This is a genomic window from Erythrobacter sp., assembly GCA_019739335.1.
GTDB lineage: Bacteria > Pseudomonadota > Alphaproteobacteria > Sphingomonadales > Sphingomonadaceae > Alteraurantiacibacter.
Window position 1 is genome coordinate 2,144,076 of sequence record CP073261.1, and the last position, 24,955, is coordinate 2,169,030.

Consider the following 24,955-nt stretch of genomic DNA (forward strand, 5'->3'; position numbering starts at 1 on the left):
TGAGAATGTCAGGAAAATCGACAGCGTCATTGGCCGAATTCTGGCCGAACCGGGCTCGTGACAGATGCGCTGGGTTCCTCCTACTTGCACTGCAATACGATTAGCTGGCGCACATAAACGCTTTGCTAATGGGGCATTTACTATGGCAGGCTAAACCACGCGCTCGATCCGAACAGGAAGCATCAGCAATGTCGCAAATGAAATCCGGCTGGCTTGTCGGAGCTGCCCTTTTCGCCACCGTCACCTTCGCCGCGCCGTTATCCGCCACCGTGCGGGATGGAGTGGAGGCGTGGAGCCGGGGGGACTATACCACCGCCGTTGCCGAATGGCGCGGACCGGCCGAGGCGGGCGATCCCGACGCGATGTTCAATCTTGGCCAGGCCTACCGGCTTGGGCGCGGGGTGCCGCAGGATGTGGCGCGGGCGGAAGAACTCTATGCCCGCGCGGCGCAGGCAGGACATGTACAGGCAGCCGACACCTTCGGCTTGATGCTGTTCCAGGACGGGCGGCGCGAAGCGGCGCTGCCCTATGTCCAAGATGCCGCGCGGCGCGGCGATCCGCGTGCGCAATACCTGCTCGGCATCGCCCATTTCAACGGCGATCTGGTCGCGCAGGATTGGGAGCGCGCCTATGCCTTGCTGACGCTCGCCAATGGTGCCGGGTTGCCGCAAGCCGGACCGGCGCTGGCGCAAATGGACGAACATATCCCGATCGAACAGCGGCAGAACGCCGCCGGGCTGGCGCGTCAGCTGGAGGCGGAGGCCGTGCAGGCTCGTGCCGTCGAACTCGCGGCTGCGGACCTTTCTGCGCAGGATGGCCCGCCGGTACGCGCCGCTGCGCAAGCGTCCGGCGCGCCGCGCCCGAATCCCAGCGTCGCCGTGTCACCTTCGGTTGCTGCCGCGCGTGACGCGGTGCGGCAGGCGACCGAAGCGACCGGCACGGCCAGCCCCGCCGATGCAGGTGCGACCTTCGCCCGCGCCGAGGCTCCCAGCGCAGTCCCCACGCCAACTCCGGCGCCACTGCGACAGGTCGCCGCTACGGCAGCACCCGCCGCCGCCCGCATAAACGGACCGTGGCGTTTGCAGCTTGGTGCCTTTGGCGTGGCAGGCAATGCCGAGCGGCTGTGGACCCAGCTTTCGTCACGCCCCGAAGTGGCGGGACGCGAGCGGCTACTGGTTCCCTCTGGCCGCGTCACCAGGCTGCTGGCGGGCGGCTATGCCTCGCGGAACGAAGCGCAGAGCGCGTGCAATTCGCTGCGCCGCGCCGGGCACGATTGTATCGTTTCCCGTGACTGACGCGGAGATCACTGCTTCCCAAATCCTTCCGCTCGGCTAAAGTTTTAGCCGGGACGGACAGGGAATTTCGATGACTGACACACTGACAACGCCGGACGGCGCGGATCAAGGCGCAGCGCCCGTTCCCGCCAAGGCAGGCGAACGGATCGCCAGCCTCGATCTGATCCGCGGTTTCGCCGTGCTTGGCATTCTGGCTGCAAACATCGTCGCCTTCGGCCAGCCGTTCGGAGCCTATATGTGGCCCGAGGCTTTCCTCGTCCCCACCGGCGATCCGGACAACTGGATGTGGATTGCGCAGTTCGTTCTGATTGACGGCAAGATGCGCGGGCTGTTCACGCTGCTGTTCGGCGCGGGGCTGGCGCTGTTCATGGACAAGGCATGGGAACGCGGCGCGAGCCGGGCGCTGCAATTGCGGCGACTGTTCTGGTTGCTGGTGTTCGGCCTGATTCATTTCTTCCTGATCTGGCGCGGCGACATCCTGATCCTTTACTCGGTGTCCGGCTTCATCGCGGTGGCATTCCTGCGCTGGTCGGCGCGGAACCTGCTGGTGATCGGCTTGCTCGGATACGTGATGGGCGGTCTAATCTACACCGCGACCATGGGCATACCCTATTTCATCGCCGATACAGCGATGGGGGACATTCCCGAAATGGCCGAAGCGCGCGAAGGGCTGGTGGTGGCGCAACAGGCCGCTATGGCGGACGATGTCGCCGAAACCGCCTTCATGCAGGACGGCACTTATCTCGATTTCGTGCGCCACAACCTGTCCGAACACTCGAGCGATCCGCTGAGCAATCTGGTGATCTTCCTGTTCGAAACGCTGCCGCTGATGCTGATCGGCATGGGGCTTTATCGCGCGGGCATGTTCAATGGCGGGCTTTCGGAGCGCAAGCAGCGACTGTGGGGCTGGATAGGTTTGCTGAGCGGATCGGCGGTCACGCTGCTGCTGGCGCTGTGGATCGTTGGAGAAGGGCTGACTTACTGGGGCACACTCGCCAGCTTTACCGGCTTCTCGCACCTGCCGCGTCTGCCGGCCGTGATGGGGCTTGCGGCGCTGCTGGCGCTGTGGGGCAGTCACGCGAGCGGCTGGCTGGCGGAACGGCTGTCCGCTGCCGGGCGCGCGGCCTTCACCAATTACCTCGGCACCTCGGTATTGATGATGCTGATCTTCCATCCTTGGGCCGGCGGGCTGTGGGGGGAACTTTCGCGTCCCGAACTTTATCTGGTGGTGCTGTTGGGCTGGGCAGTGATGCTTGCGTGGTCCAAGCCGTGGCTGGAGCACTTCCGTTATGGCCCGCTCGAATGGCTGTGGCGTTGCCTGACATACTGGCGGATGTTCCCGCTCCGGCGCTGAAACTGCGAACAACTCGCAATTGCCTTGCTCTTGCAAGCGACTCGCATTAACAAGGTGGTGAGACACGGAGATTCGCCGCCCATGTACACCTGCGTCTGCAATGCCATCCGCGAATGCGATCTGCGCAAGGCTGCGCGGCAGTACCGCACCGGCGGCGCGGAGAGCGTCTATGCCAAACTGGGAAAGCGCCCCAATTGCGGCCAGTGCCTCGATGAAGCGGAGGAGGTGATCCGGGAGGAGCGGGAAGCGCTGATGGAACCCGCTACCGCTGCCTGAGGCATACGCCGCCTCTCCTGACTCCTATTCGCATTAGCACGGATTTCTGCGGTTCTTGACCTCTTGATTGGGCAGTTTCGCTTGCCAAGCGCACCTGCCAATGCGCAAAATGGCCGCAAGAGTTCCAGTGAAAGGCAGTGCAATGCAGGGCGACCCGAAGGTCATAGACTATCTCAATCAGGCGCTCACGAATGAGCTGACCGCGATCAACCAGTACTGGCTGCACTACCGGGTACTAGCGAACTGGGGTGTCCACAAACTGGCCGAATACGAACGGCACGAATCAATCGACGAGATGAAACACGCCGACTGGCTGGCAGACCGCATCCTGTTCCTCGACGGGTTGCCCAACTTCCAGGCTATCCACAAACTGAAAGTCGGTGAAACGGTTGAGGAAGTGCTCAAGGCCGATCTGGCGCTGGAGCATGAGGCGATCCCGCTGCTGAAAGAAGCGGCGGACTATTGCCAGCAGGTCAAGGATTTCACATCCGGCCAGCTGTTCGAGAAGATTCTCGCCTCAGAGGAAGAGCATGTCGATTTCCTCGAAACCCAGTTTGCGATGATCGAGCGGATGGGCCTGCAAAACTATGTCCAGCTCAATAGCAAGGCCGCGGGAGAGGGCGGGGACGGCTAACTCACGCGCCAGTAAGGTGCGGCATTGCGTCCCTGCTTTTCCAGCGTGGCAAGCAGGCGTTCGCCCTCGCGAATTTCGGCCCTGCCCTGATCGAGGTTGATATCCGCCACAACCAGCGCGGTGGGCAGATCGGGAACGTCCAGGCTGTGCCTTGCAGCTTCCCCGGCTGGTCCGAATGTCAGGGTATAGCGCTGCATCGAAACTCTCTCCCACGAGAACATCGTCTTTGTCGCACAAGAATGCGTCAGCAATGCGATGTATCCGCGCTTTTCGTCACAAAAGCGTTTCAATTCGGCGGGTTATGCGTGCATTTATGCGGGCAGCGGGCAATCAGGTGTCCTGATCGCCTTTTCGGGCAATGATCTCGCGGCTGCGCTTGCGCCGTTCGCGGGCGCTGGCCGTCGCGAGCCGGGTTTCTCGCAGGAACAATAGCAGCGCGATCGAAAGCTGGAGCATGGTCGCAATCCAAAACACGGCCACCAGCGTGCCGATGCGCGGCTCGATAAAGGCACTGACAAACAGGATTGCGATGACGAGGCAGATTGTGAGCGCCGCCGAGGTGGAAAGGTTGACCGCCATCTGGGTGTAAGACTGCCGTTGGCGCAGTGCGGGCAGTTCCTCGCCCTCCCGGTTGCCGATGCCTTTGGCCACGCGCCGTTCAACAAAGTCGATGCGATCGATCAGCCAGGTCAGCCGCATGTTCATGACATTCAGCATCGCCCCGATGGCGGCCAGCAGGAACACCGGCGCCAGGCTCAGCTGCACAATCTCTTGCACCCGCACCGTGCTGGAAGTGCGCGCAATCAGCTCTCCGGTAAGGGAGAGTGTGTCCATCAATCCCGCCCTTGGCCGCCGCTGAACTTGCCACCGCCGCCGCGGTTCGAATCGTAGGGGTTTTTCGAACTCTTCAGCGTCAGCCGTACCGGCACCGCGCCGAATCCAAGCTCCTTACGGATGCCGTTGAGCAGGTAGCGTTCATAGCTGGTGGGCAGGTTTTCCAGCCGTGAACCGAAGATCACGAAGCGCGGCGGACGGGTGCCGACCTGGGTGATGTAGCGCAGCTTGATCCGGCGGCCACCGGGAGCGGGCGGCGGATTGGCGGAAAGCGCATCGTCGAACCAGCGGTTCAGCCCTGCAGTAGGCACGCGGCGGCTCCACTGTTCGCGCAGTTCGAACGCGGCGCCGAGCATGGTGTCGAGCCCCTTGCCGGTCATCGCCGAAACCGCGAACAGCGGCACACCGCGCAATTGCGACAGGCCTTCTTCCAGTGCGGCACGGATGCCGTTGAACAGTGCACTTGGCCCCTCGGCCCCGCCCTGACCGGCGATGTCCCACTTGTTCACCGCCACCATCAGCGCGCGGCCTTCCTCGATCACTTTGCTGGCGATCTTGAGATCCTGCACTTCCAGCCCGCGCGTTGCATCGAGCAGCAGGACCACGACCTCGGCGTAATCGACCGCGCGCAGGCCGTCGAACACTGAGAGCTTCTCCAGCTTGTCGACCACCTTTGCGCGCTTGCGCATTCCGGCGGTGTCGATCAGCTTGATGACGCGGGTTTCGCCCGACTTCGGGTCAGTCCAGTCCCAGTCCACCGCAATCGAATCGCGGGTGATGCCCGCTTCGGGACCGGTCAGCAGGCGGTCTTCGCCCAGCAGCCTGTTGATGAGCGTGGATTTGCCCGCATTGGGCCGCCCGACGATGGCGAGACTGAGCGGCGCAGAGGGATCATTTTCCTCCGGATCCTCGCCCGCTTCCAAGGCAGCGCGGGCGCGGTCGGCGGCAATCGCGGCATCGTGCTCGGCATCAATTTCCAGCCGCGTGGCGCGTTCGCTGATGAGCGGGAACAGCGCGGAATAGAGATCGGCCACGCCCTCGCCGTGTTCGGCGCTCACCGGGATCGGCTCGCCCATGCCCAGCGAATAGGCTTCCAGAATGCCCGACTGGCCCGAATTGCCTTCCGCCTTGTTGGCGATCAGCACGACCGGCAGTCCCTGCCCGCGGAGCCAGCGGGCGATTTCCTCGTCCAGCGGCGTAATCCCGGCGCGGCTGTCGAACACGAACAGCGCAGCATCGGCGCCTTTCAGCGAAACCTGCGTCTGTGCGCGCATCCGGCCGGGCAAGGTGGCCTCGTCCTCGTCTTCCCATCCGGCGGTGTCGACGGCTTCGAATTCGAACCCGGCCAGCCCGGCCACGCCCATCCGGCGGTCGCGGGTTACGCCCGGCTGGTCATCGACCAGCGCCACCCGCTTGCCCACCAGCCGGTTGAACAGCGTGGACTTGCCCACATTGGGGCGGCCGATGATGACGACCTGGGGGATTCTGCGTGCAGCCATGATGAGGGCGCAGGTGGCGACTTGTTGTCAGAATGGCAAGGGAAACTCCCCTCCCGCGAATCGGGAGGGGCCGGGGGCGGTCCAGTCCTGCGGCTCACCAGCTTCCCGTGTTCTCCATGCTCGCCCAGGGTTCGGTTTGTTCAAGGTAGCCTTCCTGCAACAGCTCGATCGAAATGCCATCGGGCGAACGGACGAAAGCCATGTGGCCATCGCGGGGAGGGCGGTTGATTGTCACCCCTGCGTCCATCAGCCGCTGGCAGGTCTCGTAGATATTCTCCACCCGGTAGGCGAGGTGGCCGAAATTACGGCCGCCGGTATATTCCTCGGCCGGACTGCCGTCGGCGGGCGGCCAGTTGTAGGTCAATTCCACTTCGGCCACGCCTTCCTGACCCGGCGCGGCCATGAAGATCAGCGTGAAGCGACCCTTCTCGCTTTCCATCCGGCGCGTTTCCTCCAGCCCGATCAGCTTGAAGAAGGCCACCGTGGCATCGGGATCGGCCACGCGGATCATGGTGTGCAGGTATTTGGTCACAACAATAACTCCATTCGTCGCTATTCAAGAACAGTTCATCGCAGGAAGCGCAATTCGTCATACGGCATCACGCCACTCCCGGAGAGCCTCGATGAACGATCATAGCGACGACAGCACGCCCCCCGCCACCGCTTTCTGGAAGAACCCCCGTTCGGCCACATTCCTCCTGTCTGCGGGCATTCTCGCTACCGGCATGATCGCGGGGGGATACCTGCTTGGTGACGGGCTCCTGCGCGCCAAGATGGCGGACCGCTCGGTTACTGTGCGCGGCCTCGCGGAGCGCGACGTTACTGCCGATCTGGCCACCTGGACCATTTCCTACTCGGCCACAGAAACCAATCTGGCTTCAGCGCAAGACAGTGTCGATCGCGATACCGAGCAGCTTACCGAATGGTTCGCCGAACTCGGCTTTCCGGCAGAGGCACTGCAAACCGTCGGCGTCAATGTCTCCAGTTATACCCAGGATGGCGTGCCGCAGTTTACCGTGCGCCAGCGCATGAGTCTGCGCAGCGAAGATATCGAGCGCGCACAATCAGCGGTGCGGCGGCAGTTCGAGCTCGTCCGCCGGGGCGTGCTGCTTGAGGAAGGATCGGGGATGAGCTTCACCTTTACCGGACTGAATGCGATCAAGCCCGAAATGGTCGCCGAAGCCACCCGTGACGCGCGAGCATCAGCCGAGCAGTTTGCCGAGGATTCGGGCGCCGAGGTGGGCAGCATCCGCCAGGCGACGCAGGGCTATTTCGAAATCACCTCGCGCGACGGCGACGGCGGCGGCTGGGGCGTTGCGGAAACCCCGTTCAAGAAGGTGCGGGTAGTCACCACGGTGGATTTCATGCTCGAATGAGCTTCCCAACAATGGGAAAGGGCTCGCACCGTCGCCGGTACGAGCCCTCCCGTTCCTCGCTTATTGCGAAGCTGGTGTGGCTATTGCCTCAGATGCTTGCTGAAATGGTAAACACCACCGAGTCATCGGTGAAAGTACCGGTCGGATCGACGAGCCCATCGCCTTCAACACCGACATAGGCAACGCCGACAGAAACCGGCGAACCGGGGATTTCGGCGGTCAGGCCGATCGAATAATCGAACGCCTTGCTGTCGTTGGTGAAGGTCAGGAACCCGTCTGTGTAGCCCAGGTGGGCGGCAACGCTGACAGGAGTTCCCGGAATGCCGACACCGACATCGGAATAGAGGTAGAAGTTGTCGGTCCCGCCGAGCGAGTTCTGCTCCGGCGCATAGGCAACGCCGACGGTCAGCGATGCCGGGCCAATGCCCGCACCGACCGAACCGTAGAATTCGACATAGTCGAAATCACCGGCGCCGGCATTGGGATAGATGTAGTTGATAACGCCGATATCGGTGGAAATGTTGCCGAATTCCCCGGCCCAACCAGCGTAGATATCAAGTTCGGTGTGGCCGAAGCCGACCGTATCCTCGTCGATCGACGAGGCCCAGGTGCCCACGTAGAAACCTGCGGGCAGGCCGACATCGACCCCCCCCTGAATGGCGATATCGCCATCGGAGAGGTTGACGCCCCGGAACTTGTATTCGCTGACAAGAGCGACGTTTGCGGAAAGCTCGATACCAACGCCGCCTTCTTCGTCCTGCGCAAAGGCGGGAGCCGAAAGGGCGGCAGTGGCAATAACAGAAGCAGCCAGAAGGCTGCGGACGGACGTAAGCATGGGCAATTTCCTCAATTGCTGTGGTGAACTATGCCTCGTCCCACCTGCGCCGTCGCGGGTTCGACATCTGTTGGATGTGTCGATTGACGCGATTGCGCAATGAAGATGCACAATCGTGCTGCACCGCACAAGATTTATTGCGCGGATTGAATTAACGGAGTTGGGACTGTGGGAATTATGCATCACATTCAGCGTAGGGACAGGAAATTTGCCACAGGGCCAGATGCCTGTCATCAGCCCGCGCCCGCTTTGCTAACTCATGCGTTTCACCTATGTGACCGCCTAGACAAGAAACCATGCTCGAATATTTCAAAACCATGTTTGCTGGTGCGAAGCCCAAGCCGGAGGCCCCCTGCCTGCCGTCAGGTCAGCGCGCCTATGCGGTGGGCGATATCCACGGGTGCAGTCACTTGTTCATGTCACTGATCGAGGCGATCGAGCAGGACATCCTCGATGGCGAGCAGGCGGGGCTGCAGTCGCAGGTTATCCTGCTCGGCGATCTCGTCGATCGTGGGCCGGATAGTGCCGGGGTGGTCGAATTGGCGCGAAAGTGGAAGAGCCTGCGCCCCATCCATATCTTGTGCGGCAATCATGAGGAGATGTTCCTCGAAAGCTTTTCCCACAAGGATACGCTGCGCCATTTCCTGCGCCACGGCGGACGCGAGACCCTGCAAAGTTACGGCATCGATCGCAAGATGCTGACCAAGGCCAGCCTTGCCGAAGTGCAGGAACTGATGGAAGCGCACGTGCCCCCGAAGCACCGGAAGTTCATCGGGGAGTTCGAGGATCTTGTGCAGCTGGGCGACTATCTGTTTGTCCATGCGGGGATCGAACCCGGTGTGCCGATGGAAGAGCAGAAGACCCGCACCATGCGCTGGATCCGTGAGCCTTTCCTCAGCTATCCCAAATCGCACGGGCTGGTGGTGGTTCACGGCCACACGATTACCGAAGATGTGGTGGATGCTGGCAACCGGATCGGCATCGATACGGGCGCCTACAATAGCGGTCGACTGACGGCTCTGGTGCTCGAAGGCAGCAGCAGGCGGTACCTTACCGCCGTCGATGACAAGCATGGCGGCATACGGATCGAAGGGGCGAAAATCCCGGCCTGAGTTACCAATTCGTACTGGATAGGCCCGAATGATGCCGGGGGGCCTGTAAGCCGGGTTCTGTCCCGCAGCCGATATGCTTGCACATCAGCGCCGCGGGGGCAGCCATTCGTCTTACGCGCGGGATTGCTCCCAACGCTCCAGCGACCAACCCGGATCTCTTGGAGCGAAACGCTCCTGCCTTCCCGAAGGTCAGCGCGAGACCCCTATTTGGTCTTGCTCCGGGTGGGGTTTGCCATGCAGAGCCTGTTACCAGGCCCCCGGTGCGCTCTTGCCGCACCCTTTCACCCTTGCCTGTGCCCCGGAACGAGTCCGGGGCCATCGGCGGTCTGCTCTCTGTGGCACTTTCCCTACGGTTGCCCGCGGCGGGCGTTACCCGCCACCCTTGTTTCGTGGAGCCCGGACTTTCCTCGTGATCTTGCGATCACGCGGCTGCCCGGCCCCCCGGCACCCGCCATATAGGCCAGGCGCGAGAGGTTGGGAAGCCGGAGCCTATTCGCCGTCGCCGCCGATGTTTTCGAGCGATTCGTCTGGTGCCAGCAGGTAGCGCCAGATCGCCGCCCCGATCGCAGCACCAACCAGCGGGGCCAGCCAGAACAGCCACAGCTGCGATACCGCGCCGTTCTCGGCATAGAAGGCGACTGCCGTCGAACGCGCCGGATTGACCGAGGTGTTGGTCACCGGGATCGAGATCAGGTGGATCAGCGTCAGCGCCAGGCCAATCGAAATGGGGGCGAACCCGCCGGGCACTTTCTTCGAAGTCGAGCCGAGAATCACGAGGAGGAAGCCTGCCGTCAGCACGATCTCGATCAGCAGTGCGGCGTGCATCGAATAGCCGCCGGGCGACAGCTCGCCAAAGCCGTTGGAGGCAAAACCACCGGCGCTCCAGCCGGCCTGCCCCGAAGCAATCAGGAACAGCGTGCCCGCCGCGCAGAACGCACCGCCGAGCTGCGCTGCCCAGTATCCGGGCAGCTCACTCCATGAAAAGCGCCCGCCAATTGCGAGGCCCAGCGAGACGGCGGGATTGAAATGCCCGCCGGATATTCCGCCCACGGCATAGGCCATCGTCAGCACGGTCAGCCCGAAAGCCAGCGAGACCCCGGCAAAGCCGATCCCGAGTTCGGGAAAGCCTGCGGCCAGAACGGCCGATCCGCAGCCCCCGAACACCAGCCAGAACGTGCCGAAAAGCTCGGCGAACAATTTGCGTGCCATGATGCGAAATCTCCCCTGTCCAAAAGACGAGGGGAGAATAACCCAATTTCACCGCAGACGATGTAAAATCTCCGCCGGGTTGTGAAGCCTTTGTGCTCAGCCCGCCGCCGCTTCGCTGTGCTGGTCATAGGCTTCAAGCGCCTGCGCCGCATACATCGCGCTTGGCCCGGCCCCCATGTAGACCGCCAGCCCCATTGTCTCGGCAATTTCATCGCGGGTCGCGCCATGCTTGCGGGCGCCCTCGACATGATAGGTGACGCACGGATCGCAGCGGATCGCGACCGAGATGGCCACTGCCAGCAATTCCTTGGTCTTGGCATCCAGCACGCCATCGCCGTGCGCGGCGGCGCCCATTTCGCGAAACGCCTTCATCACCTCGGGCTGCGCCTTGTGCAGGTTCCTGATGGCGGGAAGGAGCGCGCTGGCCATGCCGGGCCAGTCCTTGAATTGCGTCGCTGTCATGATGGAGTGCTTTCCGTTTGCTGATGTTGCAGCCGCTCTCGCGAGGAATGCCGGCACTGGCCTTGCGCTGCATCAAATCGCGGGAAAATGATGGGCTTAGCGCGTCAGGCCGCGATCCCGATCGAGCAGCAGCTGGAACAGGATCGCCCGCAGTTCGCCGCAGATCAGCCCGTCGATCAGTTCGGGCCGCCAGCGCCGCTGGAATGCCCCGACCGCCTTGAAACCGTCGGTAATGTCATAGCCGAAGCGTTCGAGAGCGAGGTAGAATGCGGCGTCGTTGTCGAACACGTCGCCGCGTTCGAGTTTCGTGGGGCGGGGCAGGCAGAGCCGGTATTCCGCCAGCCGCGCCCAGGGGAACAGCTCGCCCGGATCGATCTTGCGCGCCGGAGCCACATCCGAATGGCCGACCACATTGGCGCGCGGAATGTCGTAGGTCTGCACGATCCGGTGCAGCAGCGGCACCAGCGCGTCGATCTGCGCTTCGGCAAAGGGGCGATAGCCGAGCGCGTGGCCGGGATGATCGAGCTCGATCCCGATGCTGGCCGAGTTCACGTCGCGCAAACCCCGCCAGTACGATTGCCCGGCGTGCCAGGCGCGCTTTTCCTCCGGCACCAGCCTGATCACTTCGCCTTCTTCAGTGATGCAGTAATGCGCACTGACCTGCGCTTCCGGGTCGCACATCCGCGCCAGCGCGGTGTCGACCGGCTTCATCTCGGTGTAATGCAGCACCACCATCGTGATCGGCAGCGCCCGATCGTTGCAATTGGGCGAGAGCTGCTCGCGATGGACCAGCTCATCCATGCCAACCGCCCCGAGCCTGCCGAAGGGGCATCAGCCGATCATGCCGTCCGGATCGGGCAGTACCGCACCCAGAACCAGCGCTTCCGCGGAATGGGCAAACTGGACGCCGCCGCCCTGCTCGCTGGCCAGCAATTGAATCATGTGCGCGGGCGCGGTGCGGCCGGAAAGTTCGCTGTCTGCCAGCTCTCCTGACAGCGCCTTGCCGATCACCGGATCGAAGGCAACGCGCGGCCCGGAAGCACGGATCGCGATTTCGGTCGCCCCGCCGGTGCGTTCCGCGCCGACTTCCAGCGTCCCGCCGCGCACCAGCGAATCGAGGCCCATTGCTGCCAGGTTGAGCAGCACCTTCACCGCCGGTTTGGCCAGCGTTGATTCGGTGACGCTCCAGGCCAGTGTCACCCGCTCGTCATTCGCGGTCAGCGCGGTGAGCAGTTCACGCGGCTCCTCGGCGGGGACCATCTCGCCAAAGCCTCCGGCAGCGCCATAGGCGAGGCGGAAGAACTTGAGCTTGCTTGCCGAGGTGCGCGCGCTTTGTTCGAGCAGTTCGAAGCAGCGCTGGCGCATCTCCGGGTCCTTCTCGTCCGCGAGCAGTTCCAGCCCGTTGTTGAGCGCGCCCACCGGGCTGAGCATGTCATGGCAAAGGCGCGAACAGAGCAGTGCGGCAAGATCGGTCTGGGAAGTCATGCCGCCTCCTTAGCCATCGATTCGGGCAAGGGGAAGCGGTGCCGCGATGCCTTTCGTCGCAAGGCGCGAACCCTTGGTCTGCGCGATCGCGCGCTTGTGAGCGGCGGACTGCTGGGGCAAGAGCATTGCCGATGAGCGACAAGCAAATACTGTGCGGAACACTCGGCGGAGGCGGCAGGCTAGACAAGGCGCTGGCCGAGGCGACGTCGCTTTCGCGCGAGCGGGTGAAGGCACTGATTGCAGAAGGAAGGGTCCTTATTGGCGGAACGCCCGCCACCAGCCCCTCGGTCAAAGTTCAAGCGGGGTTGAGCTTTTCTATCCACATCCCACCCCCCGATAATCCACAGGCTCTTCCACAGGATATCCCCGTCGTGGTCGTCTACGAGGACGCGCACCTGATCGTGGTGGACAAGCCTGCCGGGATGGTGGTGCACCCCGCGGCGGGCAATGCCGATGGCACGCTGGTGAATGCGCTGCTCCACCATTGCGCCAAAGACGGTAAGGGTTCTCTCAGCGGCATCGGCGGTGTCGCGCGGCCAGGGATCGTTCACAGAATCGACAAGGATACCTCGGGCCTGCTGGTGGTCGCCAAGTCTGACGCGGCGCACGAAGGGCTGGCCCGCCAGTTCGCCGATCACTCGCTCGAACGCGCCTATTTCGCCGTGTGCAGCGGTCATCCGCGCCCGGCGGCGGGGACAATCGACGCGAAGCTGGGGCGTTCCGACCATGATCGAAAGAAAATGGCGGTGCTGCCCAAGGATTCCTCGCGCGGCAAACGCGCGGTTACGCATTATAAGGTGATCCAGACCCTCGATCACGGTGCGCTGATCGAATGTCGACTGGAAACCGGGAGAACCCACCAGGTCCGGGTTCACCTTGCATCAATCGGTCATCCGCTATTGGGAGATCCTGTATATGGACGTGACCCGGCAAAACTTCGGCACTTGCTCAAGGAACTCGATTTCCGTCGGCAAGCGCTGCATGCGGCCACTCTCGGCTTCGTTCATCCGGTCACCGGTAACCGCCTGTCGTTTTCCAGCGAAATCCCGGCGGATATGCGGGAACTTATCGACCAAATGGGTCATTCCAATCGATGAATTGCACACTATTTATCGCGGTGTGCGTGTATAACAGCGAAACAAACGCACCAAAGGTGGCCGCAAAATCGGGCGCCCAGCAGGGGCCCGGAACTCGCGGTTGACGCTAGAAAGGTTTGGGACAAAGTGAGCACTAAAAGGGCCGGTATGCCGGCACTCAGCGGAGAGCAGAGCCTCAACCGCTATCTTTCGGAAATCAAGAAGTTCCCCGTGCTGACGGCAGAGCAGGAATACATGCTCGCCAAGCGCTATGCGGAACATGAGGACAGCGAAGCCGCCGCGCAGCTGGTGACGAGCCACCTGCGCCTCGTGGCCAAGATCGCCATGGGCTATCGCGGCTACGGCCTGCCGGTGTCTGATCTCATTTCCGAAGGCAATGTCGGGCTGATGCAGGGCGTCAAGAAGTTCGAGCCGGAGCGCGGGTTCCGCCTCGCCACCTATGCCATGTGGTGGATCAAGGCGAGCATCCAGGAATATATCCTGCGTTCGTGGAGCCTGGTGAAAATGGGCACCACAGCGGCGCAGAAGAAGCTGTTCTTCAACCTGCGCCGGATGAAGAAGCAGCTTGAAGCCTACGAGGATTCGGACCTGCATCCTGTGGACGTGACCAAGATCGCCACCGATCTCGGCGTGCCCGAGCAGGAAGTCGTCAACATGAACCGCCGGATGATGATGGGCGGCGACGGCTCGCTCAACACGCCGATGCGCAATGGCGAAGAAGGTTCTGGCGAATGGCAGGACTGGCTGACCGACGATCGCCCCTTGCAGGACGAGACCGTGGCCGAGGCCGAGGAAGCCGATGTCCGCCACGACATGCTGCTAGAGGCAATGGGCTCGCTCAACGAGCGCGAGAAGCACATCCTCACCGAACGCCGCCTGACCGACGATCCGCAGACGCTGGAAGAACTGTCGCAGGTATACGACGTCAGCCGCGAGCGCATCCGCCAGATCGAGGTGCGCGCGTTCGAGAAGCTGCAAAAGGCAATGCAGCGGATCGCGGGTGACCGGCTGATGCCGACTGCCGCGTAAGCTGGCGATAAACGCACAGGAGAGGGCCGGGCGGCAACGTCCGGCCCTTTCGTTTGAGCGAAGGTCACCCTAGAAGCGCAACATGGTTCTCCGCATTTTTCGCTTCCTCGCCAAATTCATCCTGGGGTTCCTGCTCGTCAGCGTCGCCTTGGTGCTGGTGCTGCGGTTCGTGCCGGTCACATACACCGCCACCATGCTGATGGACGAGCGCAGCGTAACTCGCGACTGGGAGCCGCTCAGCCGAATTGACCGAAACATGGTGAGCGCAGTGATCGCGGCGGAGGATGGCAAGTTCTGTTCGCATGACGGCTTCGATGTCGAGGCCATCGAGCAGGCCCTTGAGGAACGCGCCCGCGGGGAGCGGGAGCGGGGGGCGAGCACGATCAGCCAGCAGACCGCCAAGAACGTGTTCCTCTGGCAAGGCGGCGGCTGGTTCCGCAAGGGGCTGGAAGCCTATTTCACCTTCCTGATCGAAAACCTGTGGACCAAGCGGCGGATCATGGAAGTCTATCTCAATGTCGCCGAAGCCGGCCTGGGCACATATGGCGTAGAAGCCGGATCACAGCGCTATTTCGGCCATTCTGCCGCGCGATTGACTGCGGACGAAGCCAGCCGGATCGCCGCCGTGCTTCCCAGCCCGAAAACGCGCGAGGCGGTCAGTCCGGGCGGCTTCACTCGCCGCTATGGAAACACCATCGAAGCGCGGATCAGCGTGGTCCAGCGTGACGGGCTGGATGCCTGCGTCTACGAATAGCCGAATGGGTTCGGGACACTCTCACACGCATGGCGACGGGCAGGACCACGCTCACGGACATGGGCATACTCACGCCCATGCGCCCGTCGACTTCGGTCGCGCCTTTGCCATCGGCATCGCGCTCAACGCCGCTTTCGTCGTGGTCGAGGCGACCTTCGGCTTTATCTCCGGCTCGATGGCGCTGGTTGCCGACGCGGGCCACAATCTCTCGGACGTGCTCGGCCTGATCATCGCCTGGGGGGCCAGCGTGGCAGCGAAAAAGCCTGCCTCGGCGCGGTTCACCTATGGCCTCAAGAGTTCCACCATCCTTGCCGCCTTTGCCAACGCCATGCTGCTGCTGCTGGCGATCGGGGCGATCCTGTTCGAGACAGTGAACCGCTTCATCGATCCGGTCGAACCGCAGGGCTGGACGATGATCTGGGTGGCGGGCGTGGGCATCGCCATCAACACCGCCACTGCACTGATGTTCATGCGCGGGCGCAAGCACGATCTCAACATTCGCGGTGCCTTCCTGCACATGGCCGCTGATGCGCTGGTGAGCGTGGGCGTGGTGCTGGCGGGCGTGGTGATCCTGCTGACCGGCTGGGTGCTGATCGATCCGGTGGTCAGCCTGGTGATCGTTGCAGTTATCGGCTGGGGCACCTGGGGTCTGCTACGCGACAGTGTGACGATGGGCCTGCTGGCCGTTCCCGAACGGATCGACGAGGGCGCGGTGCGCGGTTTCCTCGCCAGTCTCCCCGGCGTTGCCTCGGTACACGATCTCCATATCTGGCCGATGAGCACCACCGAAACGGCGCTGACCGCGCATCTGGTAATGCCCGCGGGCCATCCCGGCGATGCATTCCTGCGCGAAGCCGCCGAGGAGCTTGAGCATCATCATGCCATCGGTCATGTTACCATCCAGATCGAGACTGACGGGAAGGATGTGGCGAAGTGTTGCCGCTGATCGTGGGGCTGCAAGCTTGAGTGACGCTGCCGCCGATGCCGCGCGTGAAGCCCTGCGCGCCGATATCGCCCGGCTGGCGGCGGGGGACCGTGCGGCGCTCGAATCGATCTATCGCGCCACTTCGGCAAAACTTTTCGGCATCGCCTTGCGTATCTTGGGGGATGAAAGCGAAGCGCAAGATGCGGTGCAGGAAGTCTATATCGAGCTGTGGAAACGCGCGGACCGCTATGATCCTGCGCGGGCCAGCCCGATCAGTTGGCTCGCCTGCATGGCGCGCAATCGGGCGATCGACCGGCTGCGCGCAGGCGGCAAGGTGCGTAGTTCCGCCGTGCCCGAGGAGGCCGCGATGGACGTGGCCGATGATGCCATGCCTGCCGACGCCCTGATGGAACTGGACGAACGCGATGCGCGCATCCACCATTGCCTCGGCAAGCTGGAAGCGCGGCAGCAGAGCGCCATCCGCCGCGCGTTTCTGGGCGGGGCAACCTATCTCCAGCTTGCCGGGGAGGATGACGTGTCGCTGAGTACGGTGAAATCGCGGGTCCATCGCGGGCTCGCCCTGCTGAAGAAGTGTCTCGAAAGACCATGACCGACGAAGCCGCCCTGACCCCGCGTGAAACGCTCGCTGCCGAATTCGTGCTTGGCCTGCTGACGGGCGAGGACCTGCTGCGGGCACGCGGGATGCTGGCGCGCGATCCGGACTTCGCCGGAGAAGTGGCGCGGTGGGAGGAGCATTTCGCGCCGCTGCTCGACCAGTGGGAAGAGCACGTGCCGCCGCCTGCGCTGTGGGAGCGGATCGACGCGGCAACGCGCATTGCCGAGGGAGCGCCGCTCACGCAGCCCACCGACATCGCCGCCCTGCGCAAGAGCCGCGACCGCTGGCGCCTGGCGGGCGGGCTGGGGATCGCTGCAGCGGCCGTTCTCGCGCTGGTCGTGCTGACCGGCCCGGCGATGCAGGAAGTCGTTCCGGCGCCTTCCGCTGTCGATGCTCCGCTGCTGGCGGCCAACATTCCCATAGGCGAAACCCCGCTGCGGCTGGCGCTCACCTACGTGCCCGGGCGCGACGAACTCAGCGTCTCCTCCGCCGGACTGGAGCCTGACGGGGTGCACGATCACGAGCTGTGGCTGGTGGACCGGCAGGGCGGCCTCCACTCACTCGGGGTGATCGTACCAGGGGCCGAGGCGCGCTTCGCGGTTGCTCCCGACCTGGCGGACGAATTCGGGGACGGCACGCGGCTGGTCCTCACCCGCGAGCCGCTGGGCGGCAAGCCTGCCGATGCGGCAGCCGGTCCGGTGGTGGCCGAGGGGCAATTCACGGCAATCTAGCAGGCTCCCGAAAAAAACCTGCGACCTTTGCTCAGGTCCCTCCGTAACTCCTCAGAGCAAGGCCGGACGGGACTTGCCCAACAGGAGATTTGCCGATGTTCAAGACCACCGCTCGCCTCGCCACCCTGCTTGCCGCCGCTTCCGGGCTGGCGCTCGCCCCCCCGGCGCTGGCGCACAACCACAACCACGATCATGGCGCGATGTCCAACATCGTCGAGACCGCTGCCGGCAACGCCGATTTCGAAACACTGGTTGCCGCCGTTCAGGCTGCCGATCTGGCAGGCGCGCTTTCGGGCGATGGCCCGTTCACCGTCTTCGCGCCGACCGACACCGCTTTCGATGCGCTCCCCGCCGGGACGGTGCAGACCCTGCTGCGCCCGGAGAACAGGGCCACGCTGACCAATGTCCTCACCTACCACGTTGTCGCCGGGCGCGTGACTGCCGCCGATCTCACCCGCCTGATCCGCGACGGCAACGGCCATGCAAGGATCGAAACGCTGGCGGGCGAAACACTGGTGGCACGGATCAGCAACGGCCAGATCGTGCTGACCGACGGTGCCGATCGCCAGGTGCTGGTGACTGCCGCCGATATCGCCACCTCGAACGGCGTAATCCACGTGCTTGACCGGGTACTGCTCCCCGCCTGATCGCCGCGACAATTTTCTCCTCGCGTTGCCATCCCCCTCCTCTGGCAGCGCGGCAAGACCCCGTCCGGTAGAACACCGGGCGGGGTTTCTGCTTTCGGGGCGGATGCGCAAGGCGATTGACGCGGGACGCAGTTCCGCCGAAACTCTACCGAGCAGAACACAGATTCGCGGTCGCAGAAACCTGGCTGAACAGCCTCAGGAGGGCGGGACCGTGCCGATTATTGCCTATCAGTCGTTCAATTCGAACGCGAGCACGACCCATTCGCTGGGCTCTGCTACAGCGCAGCACTTCACCAAGCTGGCCAATACTCACGCAACCGGGCTGGGGCAGATGGTGGATGTGGCCCCCTATGCGACCGATACTCTTGGCGAACCCGTCCAGGGGCCGGTGCACCGAAGGCCGGTCGGTGTGCACGATGACAACAATTTCAGGACCGCGCAGCCGCTTGGCGGGCATGTCGCAACGCTGTGGCAGAACGTTTACCGCGCCATGGGCGCCATGCCCGACATCATGGTCTGCGGAGAAATCGACGCCTCGCACCCGGAGCTGTCGAGCTTTGTTTCGGGCAGCGATTTCAGCCTCGTGCCGTTCTCCGATGTCATGCATTGCCAATCGTTCACGGCCATTGTGCCGTCAGCCAATTCGGGGATGCTCAAGTTTCTCGGCCAGGGGACGGGCTGGGTCGCCTATGCCGTGGGCCGCGTCGTCACGCTATTCGTCCACGTACCCAACAGTTTCTGCAACGACGCCAGTGATCTTGCCGACTGGTATTCGGATATCAACCAGCGAATCCTGCGCGAACAGCAATTGCGCATCGACATGGTGATCGGAGACACCAACCAGAGCACCCTGGGCCGGACAAGTTCCGCGCTCGGGGCCAAAACGTGCAGCTTCTTTGCCAATGCCATGAATGGATCGTCGTTCGTACCTTTCGACGGGGCGGGAGCGACCTTTGGCGGCACCAATTCCACGCAAAGCCAGATGTTCGATGTAGCGGTTTATAACGAACAGTTCGTGCGGGTGGAGAAGGGGCCGATCTACCTCTCGCCTTCGGGCACAGGGCTTACTGTTACCGATCACTGCGGGCTGGCAGTAAAGGTGGCTTGGGGCTGAGCGCCAGTCGAGCCTCATCGGCTGCTGGCGGCGTTCGGCAGGTGCTGAAGGACCTCCATGCGTGTTGGCTCCTGACGCTTCCGCCCCTCAGCGTTTCGGATGGCTGGCCGAATGACGCCTGGACATGGCTTCATCGTAGGAATCGAGCACGGCGCGCATCTTGGCCATGGCCTTCTCGCGCTCCCTGTCGTCCTTCATCCGGGCGAGACGGGCCTTGAGCGTGGTGGACAGGTCGGCATAGGCGTTCTGCCAGTCCCGTCCGGTCACATGGGCAAGGTCGGCGCGGCCGGTCTCGATCCGCTTCGCATGCCTGCCTGCGGGAAGTTCGAAGCGCTCCCCGATTTGGGGCAGGCGAACCCCGAGACCGGGTATTTCGCGCTGGAGGACGCGGCGCAATGTCTCGACCGCCTCGGGTTCGCCATGGTCGAGGAACAGGCTGCCGACAATCGGCATGCGTCCGCTGATCCATGCGACCAGTTCGGACTGGTCGGCGTGGGCGGAATAGCTGTCGATCTGGCGAATCTGTGCCCGCACCCGAACCTCCTGTCCGGAGATCCGCACCGCCTTTGCGCCTTCCAGAATGACCCGTCCCAGCGATCCCTGGGCCTGGAAGCCGACGAACAGCACGGTGGCATCCCTGCGGTAGAGATTATGGATCAGGTGATGGCGGATGCGCCCGGCTTCGCACATGCCAGACGCCGCCATGATCACAGCGCCGCTGATCGAATTGAGGCGGATCGATTCGGCCACGTCATCGACGAAGCTGAACGCCGGATGGTCGAACACATTGTGGCCACCCGTGTCTTCCAACCCGTGGGCATAGCGTTCGAATACATCGGTAATGCGGTTAGCCAAGGGCGAGTCCACGAAGATTTGGGTGTGCGGAATCCGTCCACTGTCGATCAGTGCGCCAAGGTCCAGAAGCAGTTCCTGAGTCCGTTCCAGGGCGAAGATCGGGATGATGAGATTGCCGCCGCGAGCCTTCGCCGCCAGCACTTCGGCCTCCAGCACCTGTCGCCGCTCGGCGATGGTCACGCGTTCGCGTTCGCGATTGCCATAGGTTGCCTCGCAAATCACGTGATCGAACCCGACCGGTCCATCAGGATCGTGATAGAAGGCCTTGTTGTCCGGCCCGAGATCGCCCGAACACATTACTCGCGCGCCACCTGCTTCCAGCTCGACGGAAGCGGCGCCGAGGATATGCCCGGCGTTCCACAACCGGGCGCGGAAACCCGGCACCGGTTCGAACCAGTCTTCCAGCGGCACCGCGCGGCATTGCTGCCACGCCCGCAAGGCGTCGTCTGCGGTATAGACGGGGGAGAATGGCGCATCGCCCGCCCGGTCCCGCCTGCGGTTGCGTCGTTCGGCCTCGAACTCCTGGATGCGACCGGAATCGGCCAGCATATGTTTCAGCAGGTCCACCGTTTCTCCGGTGCACCAGATTTCGCCCTTGAAGCCCTGGCTCACCAGCTTGGGCACCATGCCGCTATGGTCGATGTGGGCATGGGTCAGAATTACCGCGTCGATGGCTTCCGGGTTGAAAGCGAAGGGCTCGACGTTCAAGTGTTCGAGCGTACGTGAGCCTTGGAACATGCCGCAGTCCACCAGCACGGCACGGTCTCCCAGCCGGAATTCCATGCAGGATCCGGTCACGGTCTGCGCCGCGCCGTGGAATTTGAGCGTCAGCTTTGTATGGGTCATCGTTCCTCGTTTCCGGTCCAGCCGCTTGCAGTGATTGTTTCTACCAGAAGCCCGGCGATGGCGATGTCGGCACAAGGACCGGCACCGGTATCGGTGGCCCTGACCGACGCGATACTTGCCGCGTACAAACGCGCGAGGTCATCCGACAAAGCCAGGCAATGCGTGGCGATGGCATCCGCCCGTACGGCTCCGGCCGTATGCAATTGGCGGGCGGGGTGAAATCCAGCCCCGGCTGCGGATCGGCACGGATTCGGTAGAGCGCCTCGCCGCTGCGATCTCGCGCGCCAACCTTTTGCAACAGGTCGATCCCGGCCCATTTCGGTTGCAATAGCATGGAATCGCACGCCGGGCTCCTGCTCGTGGTAGAGTGAGGCGGAGTCAGCCATCGATCATTCGAATGTCTCGTGCTCGAACCGCGCCATTCGCCACAAGGGAAATTGCAGCCTCTTCAAAACGTTGCGACGCACCACAACGATCTCATGGTGTCTGGGGTCAGCCGCAATACTTCTCATTACCTCGTCGACGGCATCTTCAGGGCCTTCCAGCACCTGGGCAAAATACAACACCGTGACAATGAGCAAGCCGGTTACGTCGAGTTGAGAATTGCGTGCTATCGACACTGCGCGAATGTCATCGAGCACTCCAGGTCGGAGCAAGAATGGTATCGTCGGACGACTCACGTAGGAACCAGTCAGCATTTCAGTAACGCAATTCGCGTGTGTTGCTCACTTGCGCAATGGTGCCCTGTGATGCCCGTAACCAAGGAGCACCTGAACAATCTGTGTGGATCGGTTCGGCTCGACGCCGACGAGCCTGTCCAACGTCCGTTCGCCAGCCAATCGACCGAACAAGCCTCAGGAGCCGAAGATACTGATTCCGCGCGACTGGCGTTCTGTCGAGCCCCGCAGGATGCCATCGCTCGGAATTTCGGGCTTGAACCGCTGGTGGCAGGCGAGGCAGTTCTCGATCAATCGGTCGCCGACCGCCCGCCAGGCTTCCACTTCCGTTGACTGGATCTCCGCCAGCTCTACGGCATCCTCGCCAATGCCCGTCAGCTCCTGCGAAAGTCTGATCCACTCCGGTTCTTCCACCCATTGCTGGTCGAAGCTTCCGGTGCCGGGAATTTGGATCACCGTCCCTCCGAGCGCTATTTCATAGGCTGAATTGCTGACGAGGTGCCAATCGTTGTCGTTGCGCGGGAGGTCGCCATTCCCAATTGCGAAGATGTAATCTGCCGAATGGTCTATCATGCCCACCATCGCTGCATTGAGGCTCACTGGCAGCGTCAGATCGTCGGCATTCGCTGCCGCCGTTTCCCTCGAGGGTGTATCGGCTGCTTGCTGGCAGCCATTCAAGGCGATCACGATCGCCACGATGCCAATGACGACGCGAATTCTCATCATAGAGGTCCCCTCACAGGATAAGGCTGATCGCCCGGTGCGGAGCCCCGCGGGAGCAGCAGAACTCTTTCCCAGCACGGCCATTGCTTATAATCGACGCATAGGAGGGTGCGGCATCCGTAATTATCCGAGGTTGAACATGCCCCTCATTCCATGAACGATGCCGAACAGGGGCCGTTCAGCCCAAGCGAATGGTTGCGATCGTCAGGTCCGCAACAGACAGCCACCGTGGATTCCGCCCGCGCAGTTCCTGCACTTGGAATCCGTCCGAACCATACCGTCTGGTGGTGACCAATAGTGGCCAAGGCAGGGTTCCAAGCCGGAAGGCACGGCGTTTCTTTACGCAGGGCTTGTTCACATGATCTCAGGCTGACCGGAAATGCTGGCTGGGGCGGCAGGGATCGAACCTGCGAATGCCGGCATCAAAAGCCGGTGCCTTACCGCTTGGCGACGCCCCAGCAAGTGGCGCTCATATAGCGGTCCCCACTTGAGACGCAACCCGGGACGCAACCCGGTGCGAAGGTCTAATCAATCATCCGCGCGTGTGCGCACCGGATCGAACAGAGTGCGATCCTCCACGGCATCGAAGTCCGCTGCCGAATGGCGTTCCGGCAAGGCCTTGGTGTTCACCAGCCGCCCGCGAATGGCTCCGGGCCGCGCATCGATGGCTCGCACCCATCGCCCCACATGTTCGTATTCCTCGTGCAGGCGGAGGAACCTGTAGGCATTGCTGTAGGCCCCGTGCCAGAGCGCGCCGAGCCACGGATAGGCGGCCAGATCGGCGATCGAATAGTCGCCGCCCAGGAATTCGCTTTCCGCCAGCCGCCGGTCCGCCACCGAGAAAATGCGCTTGGTTTCCATCGCATAGCGATCGATCGGGTAGCGGTATTTCTCAGGGGCATATTCGTAGAAATGCCCGAACCCGCCGCCGATGAACGGCGCGGTTCCCATTTGCCAGTTGAGCCAGCTCAAGACTTCGGCGCGCGCGGGATTGGCGCGGGGCAACAGGAAATCGAACTTCTCTGCCAGATGCAGCAGGATGGCCCCGCTTTCGAACACCCGGAAGTGCTCCGGCCCTGAGCGGTCGAGCAGCGCGGGGATCTTGGAATTGGGATTGAGCGCGGTGAAGCCCGAGCCGAACTGGTCGCCTGCCGAAATGTCGATCTTCCAGGCATCGTATTCGGCTTCGGCGAACCCGGCTTCGAGCAGTTCCTCGAACATGATCGTCACCTTCACCCCGTTGGGGGTGCCGAGCGAATGGAGCTGGAACGGATGCTCGCCCAGCGGCAAGTCCCTGTCGAACCGCGGTCCGGCCGTGGGCCGGTTGATCGAAGCGAAGGCACCGCCGCTTTCCGTGGGCTCCCAGACGGCGGGCGGGGTGTAGGTCGGGTCGGACATCGGGCGGCTCCTGCAAATGGATCGTGTCGCGCCCAGATGGCCAGCGGCCGGGTGAAGGGCAAGGGCGGGAAAACTTGGCCCTAGCCTAGATCGTCTATCGTCCGCGTTCTTTCAACGGAACTTCAGTGGCTTGCCGCGAGTTTGCAGCCATCATGGCCACTTCCCCCACCAAGCTGATCTACGTCGATGACAGCCTCCCCGGCATCACCCGCAAGCGCGTGGGCAAGGGGTGGGCCTATTATGATGCCAAGGGCGCGCTGATCCGCGATCCGGCGGAGAAGAAGCGCCTAAACGCGATCGCCCTGCCGCCTGCCTATGGCGCGGCATGGTTCTGCCCCGCGCCCAACGGCCACATCCTTGCCACCGGGGTCGATGCCAAGGGGCGTAAGCAGTATCGTTATCACCCTGAATTCCGCACCGCGCGCGAAAGCGAGAAGTTTGATGGCTGTCTCACTTTCGGCAAGCTGCTGCCGCTGGTGCGCAAGCGGGTGGAGGCGGACATGCGCAGCCCCCGGCGGCACAAGGATCGCGCGGTGGCGAGCGTCGTGCGGCTGCTCGATCTCGGTGCGATCCGCGTCGGCAATACGCAATATGCCAAGGCCAACCGCAGCTTCGGCGCGACCACCTTGCGCTGCCGCCATGCACAGGTGACCGGCCGCACGCTCAGGCTCAGGTTCACCGCGAAGGGCGGCAAGCAGCGCGAGATGGTGCTGTCCGACGCCGCGCTGGCCCGCTGCGTGCGGCGGATGCAGGACCTGCCCGGCCAACACCTTTTCCAATGGATCGACGGCGAGGGCGAACCGCATCAGGTCACTTCGGGCGACGTCAATGCCTGGCTGGCGGACACGATGGGGGAACCCTTTACCGCCAAGAACTTCCGCACCTGGCATGCCAGCGTGATGGCCTTCCGCCTGCTGGGGGAGGCGACCGAGAAGCTCTCGCTCAAGACGGTGCTCGAAAAGGTGGCCGAGCATCTCGGCAACACCCCCGCCGTCACCCGCAAGAGCTACATCCATCCCGCCGTGCTTGCGCTGGTCGAGGGGCAGGAGGAATGGCGCGCGCGCCTCCGCCTCCCGCGCAGCACCGCCTATGCCAACCGCTGGGAACGGGGTCTGCTCGAACTGCTGGAGGAATCGCCCGGCGCAGAGGAACTTCTGGCCGCCGCGTGACAT

At 63.1% G+C, this 24,955-nt stretch carries 28 protein-coding genes, 1 tRNA gene and 1 other RNA gene; 15 read left to right on the forward strand and 15 right to left on the reverse strand.

Annotated features, from left to right (window positions below; all coding sequences use genetic code 11):
• Nucleotides 1-188 precede the first annotated feature (188 nt).
• The 4 genes from JY451_10465 to bfr all read left to right on the forward strand — a co-directional run bounded on the left by JY451_10465 (nt 189) and on the right by bfr (nt 3,559).
• Nucleotides 189-1,295 carry an SPOR domain-containing protein gene (locus tag JY451_10465; GenBank protein ID QZH74161.1) on the forward strand — a complete coding sequence of 369 codons (1,107 nt, stop codon included), beginning with the start codon at nt 189-191 and terminating at the stop codon, nt 1,293-1,295.
• A 70-nt stretch (nt 1,296-1,365) separates the two neighbouring features.
• Nucleotides 1,366-2,649: a DUF418 domain-containing protein gene (locus tag JY451_10470; protein ID QZH74162.1), complete on the forward strand. Its 1,284-nt coding sequence runs from the start codon at nt 1,366-1,368 to the stop codon at nt 2,647-2,649.
• A gap of 81 nt (nt 2,650-2,730) precedes the next feature.
• Nucleotides 2,731-2,925, forward strand: coding sequence for a (2Fe-2S)-binding protein (locus JY451_10475; protein QZH76680.1), 195 nt, complete (start codon nt 2,731-2,733; stop codon nt 2,923-2,925).
• Between the two features lie 142 nt (nt 2,926-3,067).
• Nucleotides 3,068-3,559: a bacterioferritin gene (gene bfr / locus JY451_10480; protein ID QZH74163.1), complete on the forward strand. Its 492-nt coding sequence runs from the start codon at nt 3,068-3,070 to the stop codon at nt 3,557-3,559.
• Here bfr and JY451_10485 read toward each other — a convergent pair.
• The 4 genes from JY451_10485 to JY451_10500 all read right to left on the reverse strand — a co-directional run bounded on the left by JY451_10485 (nt 3,556) and on the right by JY451_10500 (nt 6,424).
• Complete coding sequence (locus JY451_10485) at nt 3,556-3,756, reverse strand: hypothetical protein (GenBank protein QZH74164.1); 201 nt, start codon at nt 3,754-3,756, stop codon at nt 3,556-3,558. The genes bfr and JY451_10485 overlap by 4 nt on opposite strands.
• Before the next feature lie 133 nt (nt 3,757-3,889).
• The gene (locus JY451_10490) at nt 3,890-4,393 is read right to left on the reverse strand and encodes a DUF2721 domain-containing protein (GenBank protein QZH74165.1); all 504 of its coding nucleotides are present in this window, start codon (nt 4,391-4,393) and stop codon (nt 3,890-3,892) included.
• Complete coding sequence (der, locus tag JY451_10495) at nt 4,393-5,892, reverse strand: ribosome biogenesis GTPase Der (protein ID QZH74166.1); 1,500 nt, start codon at nt 5,890-5,892, stop codon at nt 4,393-4,395. The genes JY451_10490 and der overlap by 1 nt, the downstream gene beginning before the upstream one ends.
• A gap of 94 nt (nt 5,893-5,986) precedes the next feature.
• Nucleotides 5,987-6,424: a VOC family protein gene (locus JY451_10500; protein QZH74167.1), complete on the reverse strand. Its 438-nt coding sequence runs from the start codon at nt 6,422-6,424 to the stop codon at nt 5,987-5,989.
• A gap of 91 nt (nt 6,425-6,515) precedes the next feature.
• On the opposite strand from JY451_10500, the gene JY451_10505 reads away from it, so the two are divergent.
• The gene (locus tag JY451_10505) at nt 6,516-7,268 is read left to right on the forward strand and encodes an SIMPL domain-containing protein (protein QZH74168.1); all 753 of its coding nucleotides are present in this window, start codon (nt 6,516-6,518) and stop codon (nt 7,266-7,268) included.
• Between the two features lie 88 nt (nt 7,269-7,356).
• Here the strand turns inward: JY451_10505 and JY451_10510 are convergent, their stop codons facing one another.
• Nucleotides 7,357-8,103 (reverse strand): hypothetical protein, encoded by a 747-nt coding sequence (locus JY451_10510; GenBank protein ID QZH74169.1) that lies wholly within the window; start codon nt 8,101-8,103, stop codon nt 7,357-7,359.
• A 296-nt stretch (nt 8,104-8,399) separates the two neighbouring features.
• Between JY451_10510 and JY451_10515 the strand changes: the two genes are divergently transcribed.
• Entirely contained in the window at nt 8,400-9,215 is an 816-nt protein-coding gene (locus JY451_10515; GenBank protein ID QZH74170.1) for a serine/threonine protein phosphatase, read from the forward strand.
• Between the two features lie 30 nt (nt 9,216-9,245).
• Here JY451_10515 and rnpB read toward each other — a convergent pair.
• The 5 genes from rnpB to JY451_10540 all read right to left on the reverse strand — a co-directional run bounded on the left by rnpB (nt 9,246) and on the right by JY451_10540 (nt 12,371).
• An RNA gene (gene rnpB / locus JY451_10520) (RNase P RNA component class A) lies at nt 9,246-9,660 on the reverse strand.
• Between the two features lie 44 nt (nt 9,661-9,704).
• Nucleotides 9,705-10,424, reverse strand: a complete 720-nt coding sequence (aqpZ, locus tag JY451_10525) for an aquaporin Z (protein ID QZH74171.1) — start codon at nt 10,422-10,424, stop codon at nt 9,705-9,707.
• Between the two features lie 96 nt (nt 10,425-10,520).
• Nucleotides 10,521-10,886: a carboxymuconolactone decarboxylase family protein gene (locus JY451_10530; GenBank protein ID QZH74172.1), complete on the reverse strand. Its 366-nt coding sequence runs from the start codon at nt 10,884-10,886 to the stop codon at nt 10,521-10,523.
• A 96-nt stretch (nt 10,887-10,982) separates the two neighbouring features.
• The gene (locus JY451_10535) at nt 10,983-11,687 is read right to left on the reverse strand and encodes an N-acetylmuramoyl-L-alanine amidase (GenBank protein ID QZH74173.1); all 705 of its coding nucleotides are present in this window, start codon (nt 11,685-11,687) and stop codon (nt 10,983-10,985) included.
• Between the two features lie 30 nt (nt 11,688-11,717).
• Nucleotides 11,718-12,371: a histidine phosphotransferase gene (locus JY451_10540; protein QZH74174.1), complete on the reverse strand. Its 654-nt coding sequence runs from the start codon at nt 12,369-12,371 to the stop codon at nt 11,718-11,720.
• A gap of 131 nt (nt 12,372-12,502) precedes the next feature.
• Between JY451_10540 and JY451_10545 the strand changes: the two genes are divergently transcribed.
• From JY451_10545 to JY451_10580, 8 genes are all read left to right on the forward strand, one after another.
• Nucleotides 12,503-13,468 carry an RluA family pseudouridine synthase gene (locus JY451_10545; GenBank protein ID QZH74175.1) on the forward strand — a complete coding sequence of 322 codons (966 nt, stop codon included), beginning with the start codon at nt 12,503-12,505 and terminating at the stop codon, nt 13,466-13,468.
• A 147-nt stretch (nt 13,469-13,615) separates the two neighbouring features.
• The gene (gene rpoH, locus JY451_10550) at nt 13,616-14,497 is read left to right on the forward strand and encodes an RNA polymerase sigma factor RpoH (GenBank protein ID QZH76681.1); all 882 of its coding nucleotides are present in this window, start codon (nt 13,616-13,618) and stop codon (nt 14,495-14,497) included.
• Nucleotides 14,498-14,579: 82 nt separating this feature from the next.
• On the forward strand, nt 14,580-15,251 hold the full coding sequence (gene mtgA, locus JY451_10555) for a monofunctional biosynthetic peptidoglycan transglycosylase (GenBank protein QZH74176.1): 672 nt from the start codon (nt 14,580-14,582) through the stop codon (nt 15,249-15,251).
• 4 nt (nt 15,252-15,255) lie between these two features.
• The gene (locus JY451_10560; protein QZH74177.1) at nt 15,256-16,197 is read left to right on the forward strand and encodes a cation transporter; all 942 of its coding nucleotides are present in this window, start codon (nt 15,256-15,258) and stop codon (nt 16,195-16,197) included.
• The gene (locus tag JY451_10565) at nt 16,175-16,786 is read left to right on the forward strand and encodes a sigma-70 family RNA polymerase sigma factor (GenBank protein QZH74178.1); all 612 of its coding nucleotides are present in this window, start codon (nt 16,175-16,177) and stop codon (nt 16,784-16,786) included. Before JY451_10560 ends, JY451_10565 begins: the two co-directional genes overlap by 23 nt.
• The gene (locus JY451_10570; protein ID QZH74179.1) at nt 16,783-17,523 is read left to right on the forward strand and encodes an anti-sigma factor; all 741 of its coding nucleotides are present in this window, start codon (nt 16,783-16,785) and stop codon (nt 17,521-17,523) included. Before JY451_10565 ends, JY451_10570 begins: the two co-directional genes overlap by 4 nt.
• 95 nt (nt 17,524-17,618) lie before the next feature.
• Nucleotides 17,619-18,170: a fasciclin domain-containing protein gene (locus JY451_10575; protein ID QZH74180.1), complete on the forward strand. Its 552-nt coding sequence runs from the start codon at nt 17,619-17,621 to the stop codon at nt 18,168-18,170.
• Between the two features lie 211 nt (nt 18,171-18,381).
• A complete protein-coding gene (locus JY451_10580) occupies nt 18,382-19,284 on the forward strand; it encodes a hypothetical protein (protein QZH74181.1) in 903 nt (300 codons plus the stop codon).
• A gap of 87 nt (nt 19,285-19,371) precedes the next feature.
• Here the strand turns inward: JY451_10580 and JY451_10585 are convergent, their stop codons facing one another.
• The 5 genes from JY451_10585 to yghU form a co-directional block, all read right to left on the reverse strand.
• Nucleotides 19,372-20,922: an MBL fold metallo-hydrolase gene (locus tag JY451_10585; GenBank protein ID QZH76682.1), complete on the reverse strand. Its 1,551-nt coding sequence runs from the start codon at nt 20,920-20,922 to the stop codon at nt 19,372-19,374.
• 452 nt (nt 20,923-21,374) lie between these two features.
• Complete coding sequence (locus JY451_10590) at nt 21,375-21,683, reverse strand: BLUF domain-containing protein (GenBank protein ID QZH74182.1); 309 nt, start codon at nt 21,681-21,683, stop codon at nt 21,375-21,377.
• Between the two features lie 156 nt (nt 21,684-21,839).
• The gene (locus JY451_10595) at nt 21,840-22,358 is read right to left on the reverse strand and encodes a hypothetical protein (GenBank protein ID QZH74183.1); all 519 of its coding nucleotides are present in this window, start codon (nt 22,356-22,358) and stop codon (nt 21,840-21,842) included.
• A gap of 410 nt (nt 22,359-22,768) precedes the next feature.
• Nucleotides 22,769-22,843 (reverse strand) — tRNA-Gln (locus JY451_10600).
• Between the two features lie 70 nt (nt 22,844-22,913).
• Nucleotides 22,914-23,783, reverse strand: coding sequence for a glutathione-dependent disulfide-bond oxidoreductase (gene yghU, locus JY451_10605; GenBank protein ID QZH74184.1), 870 nt, complete (start codon nt 23,781-23,783; stop codon nt 22,914-22,916).
• Between the two features lie 152 nt (nt 23,784-23,935).
• Here yghU and JY451_10610 point away from each other — a divergent pair, with 152 nt between their 5' ends.
• A complete protein-coding gene (locus tag JY451_10610; protein QZH74185.1) occupies nt 23,936-24,952 on the forward strand; it encodes a DNA topoisomerase IB in 1,017 nt (338 codons plus the stop codon).
• The last annotated feature ends 3 nt before the right edge of the window (nt 24,953-24,955 follow it).